At 60.2% G+C, this 13,117-nt stretch carries 10 protein-coding genes and 1 pseudogene; 7 read left to right on the top strand and 4 right to left on the bottom strand.

Annotated elements, in window-relative coordinates:
- Positions 1 to 328 precede the first annotated feature (328 nt).
- The 7 genes and pseudogenes from EGT36_RS19145 to EGT36_RS19115 all read left to right on the top strand — a co-directional run bounded on the left by EGT36_RS19145 (position 329) and on the right by EGT36_RS19115 (position 8,458).
- A complete protein-coding gene (locus EGT36_RS19145; protein ID WP_125270855.1) occupies positions 329 to 2,182 on the top strand; it encodes an ABC transporter permease in 1,854 nt (617 codons plus the stop codon).
- Complete coding sequence (locus EGT36_RS19140) at positions 2,182 to 3,315, top strand: ABC transporter ATP-binding protein (protein ID WP_006698661.1); 1,134 nt, start codon at positions 2,182 to 2,184, stop codon at positions 3,313 to 3,315. Before EGT36_RS19145 ends, EGT36_RS19140 begins: the two co-directional genes overlap by 1 nt.
- A gap of 33 nt (positions 3,316 to 3,348) precedes the next feature.
- Positions 3,349 to 4,473 (top strand): ABC transporter substrate-binding protein, encoded by a 1,125-nt coding sequence (locus EGT36_RS19135; protein ID WP_035208475.1) that lies wholly within the window; start codon positions 3,349 to 3,351, stop codon positions 4,471 to 4,473.
- Positions 4,474 to 4,496: 23 nt separating this feature from the next.
- On the top strand, positions 4,497 to 5,636 hold the full coding sequence (locus EGT36_RS19130; protein WP_125270854.1) for an ABC transporter substrate-binding protein: 1,140 nt from the start codon (positions 4,497 to 4,499) through the stop codon (positions 5,634 to 5,636).
- A gap of 83 nt (positions 5,637 to 5,719) precedes the next feature.
- Positions 5,720 to 6,808: pseudogene (locus EGT36_RS19125) on the top strand (ABC transporter substrate-binding protein).
- 61 nt (positions 6,809 to 6,869) lie between these two features.
- Positions 6,870 to 7,799: an inositol monophosphatase family protein gene (locus EGT36_RS19120; protein WP_161794451.1), complete on the top strand. Its 930-nt coding sequence runs from the start codon at positions 6,870 to 6,872 to the stop codon at positions 7,797 to 7,799.
- Between the two features lie 32 nt (positions 7,800 to 7,831).
- Entirely contained in the window at positions 7,832 to 8,458 is a 627-nt protein-coding gene (locus EGT36_RS19115) for a dual specificity protein phosphatase family protein (protein ID WP_006698657.1), read from the top strand.
- Positions 8,459 to 8,573: 115 nt separating this feature from the next.
- On the opposite strand, the gene EGT36_RS19110 is transcribed toward EGT36_RS19115, so the two are convergent.
- The 4 genes from EGT36_RS19110 to EGT36_RS19095 form a co-directional block, all read right to left on the bottom strand.
- Positions 8,574 to 10,031 carry an NAD-dependent succinate-semialdehyde dehydrogenase gene (locus EGT36_RS19110; RefSeq protein ID WP_125270853.1) on the bottom strand — a complete coding sequence of 486 codons (1,458 nt, stop codon included), beginning with the start codon at positions 10,029 to 10,031 and terminating at the stop codon, positions 8,574 to 8,576.
- 15 nt (positions 10,032 to 10,046) lie between these two features.
- On the bottom strand, positions 10,047 to 11,090 hold the full coding sequence (locus EGT36_RS19105) for a tartrate dehydrogenase (RefSeq protein ID WP_111813441.1): 1,044 nt from the start codon (positions 11,088 to 11,090) through the stop codon (positions 10,047 to 10,049).
- 13 nt (positions 11,091 to 11,103) lie between these two features.
- Positions 11,104 to 12,567, bottom strand: coding sequence for an aldehyde dehydrogenase family protein (locus EGT36_RS19100; protein WP_125270852.1), 1,464 nt, complete (start codon positions 12,565 to 12,567; stop codon positions 11,104 to 11,106).
- A gap of 192 nt (positions 12,568 to 12,759) precedes the next feature.
- A complete protein-coding gene (locus EGT36_RS19095; RefSeq protein WP_004438300.1) occupies positions 12,760 to 13,116 on the bottom strand; it encodes a cupin domain-containing protein in 357 nt (118 codons plus the stop codon).
- Position 13,117 lies beyond the last annotated feature (1 nt).

Raw genomic sequence — 13,117 nt, 5'->3', positions numbered from 1 at the left:
AAAAATTACAGTTTTGTGACAAAAACACGTTTGAAAACAAATAAATAACTTAATGATCACGTGTGCATTTTTTCATTGACAAAACGTCTTTTAAGACGGATCATGCATTCCAAGGTAGAGCGAGATATGGAATTTTTATTCCATAATTGCTTTGCCCGCGATGTTTTCGGGAGGAGCTGGGATCATCGTTGTCAGCGGGTGAAACACCCGCTTCTGAAGCATTGATGCATTGCTGAAGGTTACGCACGCGCCGCCTGTTCTGCGGGTCGCGCGAAGGCAGGTGTTTGCCAGCGCGTGAGGGCAAAGCGTGGCCATATGGGGAGAGAGAATGGCTCTTTTAAGCGAATCGACGAAGGCGGAGGCGCTGGGAAGTCCCCCGACGACCGCGCCTTCGGCATGGCAGGCCTGGCGGTATCGTCTCAAGGTCGCACTCAGGGAGCCTACGACGCTGATCGGCGTTCTGACGGCTCTGCTTTTCACCTATCTGATCGTCGTTCCGATCATTTCGATCATTCTCGATGCCGTCCGCGTCCAGTTCGGCCACGAACGGCGCCTCGGCAAGGATGTCGGCGATCTCACGCTTTATTATCTCGACAGGGCGTTTTTTTCGCCCGTCGCATCGGATCTTTTCTGGCGTCCGCTCTTCAATACGTTGACCGTCGCATTCGGGGCGATTGCGCTTTCGATCGTCATCGGCACCGTTCTTGCCTGGCTTATCAGCAGAACGGACATGTTCGGCCGCCGCTGGTTCGCCACGGCCTTGATCGTGCCCTATATGCTGCCGGCCTGGACCTTCGCGCTCGCCTGGACGACGTTGTTTAAAAATCGCACCGTTGGCGGCCAGCCCGGCTGGTTCGAGGCGATAGGCCTCACGCCGCCGGACTGGGTGGCTTACGGGCGTTTCCCGATCACCATCATCCTTGCCCTGCATTACACGCCTTTCGTCATCCTGCTGTTCGGCTCGGCGCTTCGCCGCTTCGACTCGCAGCTCGAAGATTCCGCCCGCATTCTCGGTGCCCATCGTTATCAGGTCGCCCTGCAGGTCATCCTGCCGCTGATGCGCCCGGCGCTATTGTCCTCGATGGTGCTGATCTTTGCGAAATGCCTTGGCGAGTTCGGCGTGCCCTATGTTCTCGGGCTGCCCGTGAAGTTCGAGGTTCTCTCCACATCGCTGTTCCGCAGCATTGCGTCGCGCCAGACGGGCGTTGCCGGTGTCGTCGCGGCCTCGATCATGCTCATCGGCATCATCACGCTCATGATCGACGCCCGCCTCGTTCGCGAAGCCCGCCGTTTCGTGACCATTGGTTCGAAAGGCTCGATGAACAGGCAGAGCCGTCTCGGCAAGATGCGGCTTCCGGCGACGGGCTTCGCGGCTGCCATCTTCGTCCTCAGTGTCGGCCTGCCGCTTCTGACCCTGGCGCTCTCGACGGTCATGAAAATGCCGGCCCGCTTCACGTTCGACAACTTCACCCTCGATTACTGGATTGGCAGCAACCTCAACACCGTCGCCTTGCAGACCGGCGTGCTCCTGAGCCCCGACCTATGGGCTGCCGCAAAAAACACGATGATGATCGTCGGGCTTGCCTCGCTCACATCGGGCATTCTTGGCCTGCTCGTTGGTTATGTCGTCATCCGCACGCCGGTGCGTGCCCTGTCCGTCTACCTGCGACAGGTGACGTTCCTGCCCTATCTCGTGCCCGGCATTGCCTTTGCCGCCGCCTATCTGTCGCTCTTTGCCGTTCCGCGCGGGCCGATGCCGGCGCTCTATGGTACGGTGACGATCCTCATCCTGGCGCTGATCGCTGACCAGATGCCCTATGCTTCGCGAGCCGGCATTTCCGCCATGACGCAGCTTGGAAAGGACCCGGAAGAGGCTGCCCAGATCGCCGGTGCAGGCTGGTTCCGCCGCATGATCTCGATCGTCATCCCGATCCAGAAAGGGTCGCTGGTGACCGGGGTTCTCCTGCCCTTCATTTCGGGCATCAAGGGTCTCAGCCTCTTCGTGATCCTCGCCGTGCCGAGCACGGATGTTCTGACCACCTATTCGCTGCGGCTGGTCGACTACCACTACACGCAGGCTGCCAACGCCGTGGTGCTGATCATCGCCGCCATTGCCTATTTCGGCACGCTGTTGGCCCAGAAGCTGACCCGCACAAATCTTGCAGAAGGACTTGGAAGCTGATGCCTACCATCAACCTGCGCGGTGCGCAGAAAAACTACGGCGTGAATTCCGCGAATGCGGTTTCCGATCTCGATCTCGAAATCCGCGACGGCGAGTTCATGTGCCTGCTCGGGCCTTCCGGCTGTGGCAAGACCACCACGCTTCGCATGATAGCTGGCCTCGAAAACCTCTCGGGCGGAGAGATCCGCGTCGGCGACCGGGTGATCGATTCCGTGACCGAAGGCATTTTCGTGCCGCCGGAAAAACGTGAAATGGGCCTTGTTTTCCAGAGCTACGCGCTATGGCCGCATCTGACCATCGAGCGCAATACCGATTTCGGCCTGCGCCTGCGCAAGCTGCCGAAGGCCGAGCGTGAAGCCCGTGTCGAGCGCGTCATGCAGGCGCTCGACATCGCCAAATATCGCGACCGCTATCCGTCGCAGCTTTCCGGTGGTCAGCAGCAGCGTGTGGCGCTTGCCCGCATGCTCGCCGTCAATCCGGGCGTTCTGCTTCTCGATGAGCCGCTCTCCAATCTGGATGCCCGGCTGCGGCTTGAAATGCGCGCCGAGCTGAAGCGGCTGCACAAGGAATTCAAGACGACCATCGTCTTCGTGACGCATGACCAGTGGGAAGCCATGACACTTGCCACCACCATTGCCGTCATGAACGAAGGCACGCTGCAGCAGATGGGCACGCCGAACGATATCTACGACCGTCCGGCCAATCGTTTCGTCGCCGAATTCGTCGGCAGCCCGCCGATCAACATACTGACTTTCGGCCAGCCCGGGGTGTCGGACATAGCCGACAGCGCGGAAGCCTATTTCGCAACCCGTTATCCGCAACTGCGCGGCATTGCCTCGATCGGCATGCGGCCGGAAGCCATGGGTTATGTGATGAAGTCCGAGGATGTGCCGCAAGGCAGCTTCGCCGGCGAGATGACGGTGACCGGCGTGCTGCCGACCGGCGGCAGCTGGATTCTCGAACTCAGAAGCGAGAACCACACGCTGTTCCTGACCACCCACTCCCTGCCGCGTATCGACAGCGGCGACCGCGTGTTCTTTCACGTGCCGCCCGAAGCCCTTCACGCCTTCGATGCCAGGGGGCAGAGGATCACCGAGGCGGACGCCGTTCTGCGCCACAGCACCTACAACTGAAAACGCCGCCGAGACGGCTGAAGGAGAAGCAGGATGAAGCGGACAATAGCGGGCCTGAGCCGGCTCTTATGCGCAACGGCGATTGCCGCAACGCTTGGCGGCGTGGCGAAAGCGGGAGAGCCTTTCGACCTCAATGCCCTGATCGAGGCGGCGAAAAAAGAAAAACCGATCACCGTCTATGACAGCACGGGAAAGATCGTTGAAATGGCGAAGAACTTCGCCGCGAAATACGGTGTCGGCGCTGAGGGCGCGAAGGTGAAGGCCTCCGCCCAGCTGGAGATGATCATCCGCGAGGCGCGCGCCAACAATATTCAGGGTGACGTCTCGATCATCAGCGATGCGCCGGCCGCGATGGCGCAGCTTATTCCGCTCGGTTTTGTCGAAAGCTGGCTGCCGCCGGATATGGCCGGCAATATTCCGCCGGAGTATCAGGACCCGCTGACCGTCGTCACCAGCGCCAATGTCTGGGCTTATAATAGCGAACTCTTCGACAAATGCCCCGTTTCCAATATCTGGGAACTGACCGACCCGAAGTGGAAGGGCAAGGTGGCGATGCAGGATCCGCTCGGCAAGGCATCCTATGTCGACTGGTTCAACCAGATGGCCAGCCACGGCGATGGTGAAGTGAAAGCGGCCTACAAGGCGCTTTACGGCAAGGACCTCGAAACCGGGGAAAAGAGCGCGACGGCAGCCTGGGTGAAGGCGCTTGCCGCCAATGCTCCGCTTCTGACCGACGCCGATGCGGCTGCTGCCGAAGCCGTTGGTGCTCCCGGTCAGAAAGAACCCTTCATGGGCCTCATCAGTTCGGCCAAGTTCCGCGACAATGCCGAGAAGGGCATGAAACTCGGCCTCTGCAAGGAGCTGAAACCCTGGGTCGGCTGGCTCTATCCGGGCGTCGGGCTGATCACCAAGGGCACGAACAGCCCGAATGCGGCGAAGCTTTTCATTCACTACATCATGACTGCCGAAGGCATCGCGCCGCAGGCGATCGACGGCAAAATGTCGACCAACAGGGAGGTAAGTCTGCCCGCTGACGAGCCATCGGGTATTGGCGCCGTCCTCGATAACATTCTGCCCTACAGCATGGCGACCAGTCTTGAAGACTGGGATGCGCGTGAAACCTGGCAGGACTTCTGGCGTGTGAACTACAAAAAATAATGGGGGACCAATTCGTGACGATCATGGCTAGGAATAATAATGGCAACGAGCGCAGGCGGCGGGGGACCGCCTCCGCACTTTGCCTCGGCGTCTCGCTGGCACTTGGCGGGGCCGCGCATGCGCAGGAAGCCTTCAATCTCGATGCGCTCATCGCTGCCGCGAAGAAGGAAAAGCCGATTACGGTTTATGCGGTGACCGGTAAGATCGTGGATACCGCGCAGGCGTTTACGGCCAAGTATGGCGTGCAGGCCAGCGGCAAGAAGGTGAACGAGGCGACGCAGGTCGAGCTGATGATCCGCGAACATCGGGCTGGCAATGTCGTCGGCGATGTGAGCGTGGCCACGGATGTTGCCTCCGCCATGGGCGAGCTTCTGCCGGCAGGTATCGCTACCAGCTGGACGCCGCCTGATATCGAAGGCGATATTCCGCAGAAGCTGCGGGATCCGCTCGTGGTCGTCTCAGACCCGCATGTCTGGACCTACAATACCGAGAAATACGACACATGCCCGGTCACCAACATCTGGCAGCTGACGGAGCCGCGTTGGAAGGGCAAGCTTGCCATGCTCGATCTATTCGACAAACCGCTTTATGCCGACTGGTTCAACCAGATCGAAACCCACCACGATGCCGATGTCGCCAAAGCCTACGAGGACCTCTACGGCAAGAAGCTGGAAACGGGCGAAAAAAGCGCAACGGCTGCCTGGGTGAAAGCCTTTGCCGAAAATGCGCCGCTCCTGACGGATTCCAGTTCGGTGGCGGACGCTGCCGGTGCTCCGGGACAGACCGATCCCTTCTTCGTCATCACCTCGGTCGCGAAGTATCGTGACAATGAAACCAAGGGGCTGAAGCTCGGTCTTTGCAGCGGTGTAAAGCCATTTTCCGGATTCCTCTATCCCGGTTTCGGCCTGATTGCCGGGCAAACGAAAAGCCCGAATGCCGCGAAACTCTTCCTGCATTATCTGATGACGGAAGAAGGCATCGCGCCTCAGACCGCTGACGGCAAGCTTTCCGGCAATATGAAAATCGCCCTGCCGGCGGATGAGCCTTCGAGGGTCGCCGATCATCTCGATGAGCTGATGGCTTTCGACGCCGCAACGGCGGCCGACGATCTCGACAAGCGCGAAGGCTGGCAGGATTTCTGGCGTGTGAATTACAAAAAATAAACGGAAGGCGGGGTGCAAACCCGCCTGTCTTTTCCTTGGGAGGGGAAACGATGCGAAAAATGAAATTGAGGGCTGCCTCGGCCATGGCCGCAGGTGCAATGATTATAGGCGCTTCCGCTCTGCCCGCCGCGGCTGAAGAGCCCTTCGATCTCGACGCTGTCCTTGCGGCGGCAAAGCAGGAGAAGCCGATCAACATCTATGACAGCACCGGCAAGATCGTTGAGATGGCGGATAAATTCAGCGCCAAATACGGGCTGAAGGCGACGGGCGTAAAGGTCTCCGCCAATAGCCAGCTGGAGATGATCATCCGCGAAAGCCAGTCGAACAATGTGCAGGGGGATGTGGTGTTGATTACCGATGCGCCCTCTGCACTTGCCCAGCTTCTGCCGGCGGGTTTTGTGGAAAATTACCTGCCGGGCGACATGACCCCGAAAATTCCGGCGCAGTTTCAAAACCCACTGGCCATTTCCACCAACGCCAACGTCTGGGCGTATAATACCGAAGCCTATGACAAATGCCCGGTGACGAATATCTGGGAACTGACCGAGCCGAAATGGAAAGGCAAGGTCGCCATGGTCGATCCGCTCAGCAAGAGCACCTATACCGACTGGTTCAACCAGCTTGAAGCCCACGGTAATGAAAAGATAGCGGCGGCCTATAAGGCTCATTTCGGCAGGGAGACGGAGGAAAAGAGTGCGGCAGCTGCGTGGATAAAGGCGCTGGCTGCGAATGGCCCGCTCGCCACCGACGGCGACGACCCGGTTGCGGAAGCGGTCGGCGCGCCCGGCCAGAACCAGCCCTTCTTCGGCCTGCTAAGTTCAGCCAAATTTCGCGACAATGCCGACAAGGGCTACAAGCTCGGCCTCTGCACCGACCTCGATCCCTGGGTCGGCTGGACCTATATCAAGCTCGGCCTGATGGCCTCCAAGACCAAAAGCCCGAACACGGCCTAGCTCTTTATCCACTATATCCTGACGGAAGAGGGCATCGCCCCGCAGATGAAGGACGGTAAGCTGCCGACCAATACCGACATCAAGATGCCGGATGATGAGCCTTCGGGGCTGATGAAGGTTGCCGACCGGCTGATGGGATACAATTCTGCTACGGGTCTCGATGATTTCGATCGGCGCGAGGAGTGGCAGGATTTCTGGCGCGTCAACTACACGAAGTAATCCCGGCTGGCGCGGTCCTGGCCGCGCCGCCTCCTCCTTTTTGCGAATGAACGGAATGGACATGCCGATGCAGACCTCATTGAGCGAACGAAATCCTGGAGATGAGGGCGCTTTTTCCCGCTCCGTGCGGTTGATGAAAATCGCCGAAACAGCGGCGCGTGCCGTGCGCGATCCTCTGCTTGCGGCATTCCGATCGGATATGACAGTGGACTACAAGGTCGATCTCCACGATATCGTGACTATCCACGACAAGCGCGCCGAGGCCGCCATTCGCACCATCATTCTCGAACGGGAACCCAACTCGGCCATCATGGGTGAGGAGGGCGGCCAGATCGGTAGCGGTGAGGTGCAATGGTATGTCGACCCCATCGACGGCACGGCAAATTTCGCCCGCGGCCTTGCCTTCTGGTGCGTGTCCATTGCCGCCGTTATCGACGGGAAGGTTGTTGCCGGCGTGGTTTATGACCCTGTCGCGGAGCAGATGTTTTCGGCCGATGTCCAGGCGTCTTATCTGAACGGCGAAAGGCTGCGCTCGCGTAGCGTCTCGGACGAGACACGGGCGACGCTCATCACCGGCTATCCCGTCTCGCGCGATTTCCGGCTGGATGGGCGGGAAGCGGCGCTGGCCAATTTCGGTACTCTTACTGAGACCTTTTCTACATTGCGCCGGCCCGGCAGCGCTGCGCTCAGCATTGCTCACGTCGCGGCGGGCTGGACGGATGCGGCCGCTGGTTTCGGCGTCAACGCCTGGGATGTGGCAGCCGCCATCCTCATTCTCAAAAATGCCGGCGGCACCTATGAACCTCTCACTCTTGGAAAGGTGGCGGAAGGCGCCGCCGAATTCCTTTGTCCGGGTTATATAGCCACGGGTGAGGGGGCCAACTATCCGACATTGCAGCGGGTGGCACGAGCCATATCCGCAAGCCGCAGCGCCAAGACGTCGGTGCAACACGGGCCAACCGCCGCAGAAACTGAAAAAGCAAAGATATGACGGCTGCCGTACCGGTGCCGGGGAGACATGACATGCCGCAACCGCAACAGACCATAGCCCGAGAGCAGGAAAGCGGCGAACTGCCGAAGCTCAGCCGCATCTATGAACGGCATCCGCTTTATGGTGTCGATCTCTTCATTTCGGGCAAAGAGGGTGCGAGCGATCTCAATCTTCTGCGTCAGAACGGCATTACCACCGTCGTCAATTGTGCCGTCAATCTGGACTTCAATTTCGTGGAGCAGTCCGATGTGGTTTCAGATCATGAAGGCAGCGTCTATGGGCCGGGCGAAATCCGATATTACAAGATCGGTCTGATCGACGGGGCCGGAAATCCTGATACCCAAATGGTGGCAGCCCATTATATTCTGCGGGCGGCGCTGGAGCAGATTCTGCCGGAAAAACCATCTTATCCCCGACGGGAGCGCGGCAATGTACTCATCAATTGCCGGGGGGGTCGTTCCCGCTCTGTCGCCGTCGTCGCGCTCTTCCTCCATCTCACACTGCCAGCGGAGTTTCCGACCCTGGACGACGCGATAAGCTTCGTTCGTCTGAAACGAGAACTGCCGGAAAATGAGTGGTATAAGGCTCCGAAACCCGTCCTGGCCGAAGCCGCCCGCCGGGCTGCCGGCTGGATCGCGATGATCGACGCGGCCCACTGAAGAAGGCGCTCATTCGGGCCGCGCTTCCATTCCGCACAGGTATCTCGTTTCTTGTCGATCTGCAAAAAAAGAAGGGTCGCTGGGCGACCCTTTAGTCGGGGATGGGAAAGAAGTATCAGGCAAGTCCGCCGATATGGAACGTCTTTATTTCCAGATATTCTTCGATGCCGACCTGCGCGCCTTCGCGGCCAAGGCCGGATTGCTTGACCCCGCCAAAAGGCGCGACCTCGGTGGAAATCGCGCCGGTGTTGAGGCCCACCATTCCGAATTCCAGCGCTTCACCCACGCGCCAGGCGCGTCTGAGGCTTTCAGTGTAGAAGTAGGCCGCAAGCCCAAACGGGGTACCGTTGGCGATGGCGATCGCCTCTTCTTCCGTTTCAAAACGGAAGAGGGGAGCGACCGGGCCGAAGGTCTCTTCGCTTGCCAGACGCATGCCGGTCGTTGCGCCGATCAGCACAATGGGGGCGGTGTATTGCGGACCTTCCGGTAGAGGGCGGGGTCTGGTGATGATCTTCGCACCTTTGGCCACGGCATCTTCCACATGGGCGCGGATCTTCGTTATGGCCGGCTCATTGATCATCGGGCCGATGGACACACCGGCCTCCGTTCCGGGACCGACCCGCATGGCATCAACGCGATCCGCCAGTTTTTTTGCAAAGGCGTCATAAACGCCTGCCTGAACGAGAATGCGGTTGGCGCAGACGCAGGTCTGCCCACCATTGCGGAACTTCGAAACGAGCGCGCCTTCCACGGCCAGATCGAGATCGGCATCGTCGAAAACGATAAAGGGCGCGTTGCCGCCCAGTTCCAGCGAGAGCCGCTTTACACTGTCGGCAGCGCCTCGCATCAGGAGTGAGCCAACGCGGGTTGAGCCCGTGAAGGAAATTTTCCGCACCGTCTCATTCGCCATGATTTCGTTGCCGATATGGGTCGGCATGCCGGTCACGATGTTGATGACACCAGCGGGAATACCGGCCCGTTCGGCGAGAACACCGAGCGCCAGTGCCGAATAGGGCGTGAATTCAGAAGGCTTGATGACGACGGTGCAGCCGGCGGCAAGTGCGGGTGCTACCTTGCGCGTGATCATCGCATTCGGGAAGTTCCACGGGGTGACGATGCCGCAGACGCCGACCGGTTCTTTCAGCACCACAATGCGCCGGTCCGGTGTCGGTGAAGGGATGGTGCTGCCGCCAATACGGCGAGCTTCTTCCGCGAACCATTTGACGAAGGATGCGCCATAGCGGATTTCTCCCTTCGCCTCCTCAAGCGGCTTGCCCTGTTCCGTGGTCAGGATCAGCGCAAGATCGTCCATATGCTCGATCATCAGGGTGAACCATTTTTCGAGAAGGGCCGCCCGCTCGGCATGGGTCTTTTTTCTCCAGGGGCCGAAGGCCGCATCGGCGGCCTCCACCGCCGCCCGGGTTTCCCCTCCGCCCATATCCGGCACGCTGCCGATAACTGCCTGCGTTGCCGGGTCGATCACGTCGACCGCCTTGCCCGATGCCGCTGCCTTCCATGCGCCGCCGATCAGGCCGGCCTGGCGAAAGAGATCCCTGTCCTTCAAACCCTGCATCATCTGTCTCCGAAATCAGTCGAGCGCTGCGAGAACTGCAGCCGTTATGGCGTCCGTCTCATCCCTGCCCGGCACGGTGCCGATACCCCGGCCGGTCGTCGTTTCCAGTGCGGCCATAATCCGAGCCGCGGCATTCTTTTCCCCGAGATGCTCGAGCATCATCGCCCCCGACCAGATGGCGGCGATTGGGTTCGCGATGCCGAGATGGGCGATGTCAGGCGCTGAACCGTGCACCGGCTCGAACATGGAGGGCGCGCTGCGGTCGGGATTGATATTGGCGGAGGCGGCAAATCCGAGACCGCCCTGAATGGCCGCGCCCAGGTCGGTCAGAATATCGCCGAAGAGATTGGAGGCGACGACCACATCGAGGCTTTCCGGCGCCATCACCATGCGCGCCGCCATGGCGTCGATGTGGTAGCTGGAAACCTCGACACCGGGATATTCGGCGGCAAGCCTGTGCGTTACCTCATCCCAGAACACCATCGAATATTTCTGGGCATTCGACTTGGTGATGGAGGCCAGCTTGCCGCGACGTTTCTGCGCCTGTTCGAAGCCGAAACGCAGGATGCGCTCCACGCCCGTCCGGGTGAAGATCGAGGTTTCCACGGCCACCTCATCGTCCGTGCCCTGATGGACCCGGCCACCGGCGCCGGAATATTCGCCCTCGGTATTTTCGCGAATGCAGAGGATATCGAATCGATCCGCCTTCAACGGACCTTCGACACCGGGAAGCAATCGGTGCGGTCGGATATTGGCATATTGCACGAAGGCCTTGCGGATCGGCAGCAGCAGGCCGTGCAGAGATACCGAATCCGGAACTTCGGCCGGCCAGCCTACGGCCCCGAGGAGTATGGCGTCGAAACCGCGCAGGGTCTCAATACCGTCCTTGGGCATCATCGCGCCGGTTTCCTGATAGAAGGCGCAGGACCAGGGGAACTCCGTTCCTTCAAGCGCAAAACCGGAGGTTCTGGCGGCGGCATTGAGGACCTGCCATGCGGCATGAGTGACGCTCTTGCCGATGCCGTCGCCGGGAATGAGTGCGATGCGATGCGTTTTCAAGAAATTTCCCCTGTCACAGTCCAATCAGGACGCTCTTGCTCTTGCGGTTGGCGAGATAGGCTTCCCGTCCGAGATCCTTGCCGATGCCGGAACGTTTGTAGCCGCCGGTAGGCAGAATGTGGTCGCGCGAGCGGCCGTAACGGTTGACCCAGATCGTACCCGCCTGGATGGCGCGGGACAGGCGCATGACGCGTGAGACGTCACGGCTGAAAAGACCCGCCGCCAGACCGTAGGTCGGATGATCGGAAAGCGAAAGAGCCTCTTCTTCCGTGCGGAAGGTCTGCAGCGTCAGCACCGGCCCGAAGATTTCCTCGGTCACGGCGGGGGAGGTCTGGTCGACGTTTGCGATCAGTGTCGGCTGGTAGAAATAGCCGGGGCCGTCCATGATCGCGCCGCCGGTGAGGCATTGGCCGCCATGGGAGACCGCTGCCTGCACGATGCCGTCGATGCGCTTGCGCTGCACCTCGGAGATAATAGGCGAATATTGTGTTGTCTCGTCCCAGGTGGGCCCGGGCTTCACCGCCTTCATGCGGGCGATGATTGCGGCGGAGAGGGCATCTGCCGCACTGTCCTCCACGAGGATGCGCGAGCCGGCCACACAGGCCTGCCCGGCATTGGAGAGAATATTGCCGGCGATGGCCGTCGCCGCCTTTTCGATATCCGCATCGGCGAAGACAATCTGTGGGCTCTTGCCACCAAGTTCCAGCGTCATGGGCTTGATCCCTGTACGGGCGATATTGGCCATGATGGCGGCTCCCGCGGCGGTGGAGCCGGTGAAGCTCACCTTCGAAATCTCGGGATGGCCGGTGATGGCGTTGCCCGTGACGGGACCGTCGCCCAGCACGATGTTGATGAGGCCGGCGGGTAACCCGGCCTTGATCGCCAGCTGCGCCATGAAAATACTGGAGAAGGGCGTCATCTCCGAAGGTTTCAGCACCACGGCATTGCCTGCCGCAAGCGCCGGGCCAAGCTTCCAGCCAGCCATGGAGACCGGAAAATTCCACGGTGTAATCGCACCCACCACGCCATAGGGCTCCGTCATGATCATGCCGAGGCTCGTGTCGTCGGTCGGCACCAGATCGCCGCCTTCCTTGTCGGCGAATTCGGCGAAGAAGCGGATTTGCTCGGCGGTCACGGCGATATCGCCGGCGATCAGTTGGCCCACCGGCCGGGTCGAGGACAGCGCCTCGATCTTTGCCAGCGTCTCGGCTTCCTGCTCTATCAGGTCAGCCCAGCGTTGCAGGGCCCGGGTGCGCTCGCGCGGGCGCACGCCGCCCCAGTTGCTGCTTTTCAGTGCGGCCTTGGCCGTTTGCACCGCTTCATCCACCAGGGCTGCATCCGCCTTCGGGCACCCGGCATATGGGGCCCCGTCCGATGGGCGGTGCATGTCGATACCGTTTTCAGCGGTGACGAGCCTGCTGCCGATGAAGTGGCCGATTGGCAGGGACAGGCTGTCTGGATCGAAGCTGAGCGTCATGGGAAATCCCCTTTGAATATGCCCTCAAAGCTAATTCCTGTCGGCAAGCGAAATCGACCGACTGCAGCCGTGGCAGTGAACGAAAATCCCGTTTTACCGTTGCCAGACAGCGCAATCTTTGGTGCGTGCTGTCTGCGGCCTCTCGCCGGTTCCCGTTGTCGCGGGCAACCTGGAAAACCCGCGAGATACGCCTCATCCGTTCACTGTGACGTAGATTTTGCGCACCGTCTCGATGGTCTTCCAAACGCCGACGAAACCGGGTTTCATCACGAAACTGTCGCCCGCCGTGTAACGCTGCGGTTCGCCGCCATCAGGGGTGATTTCGATGACGCCGGCCAGAATATGGCAGAACTCGAAGGTCTCACCTTTGATGGAACGGCTTTCCCCCGGTGTCGCTTCCCAAATGCCTGTCTTCACGGTTCCGTCGCGAGCTTCGTCAAGCGCCCAGGTCTTGAACGACGGGTCGCCTGCAATGAGGCGTTCTGGCAGCGCCTTGGAGGCCTTGGGCTCGAAATCGGGGTTGGTATCGATGGGCTTGAGAAGCGGCATG

Source organism: Agrobacterium sp. FDAARGOS_525 (assembly GCF_003938925.1).
In the GTDB taxonomy this organism is placed as follows: Bacteria; Pseudomonadota; Alphaproteobacteria; order Rhizobiales; family Rhizobiaceae; genus Agrobacterium; species Agrobacterium pusense.
Note: the sequence above shows the minus strand (reverse complement) of the source record. Positions and strands in the feature narration are given on the sequence as shown.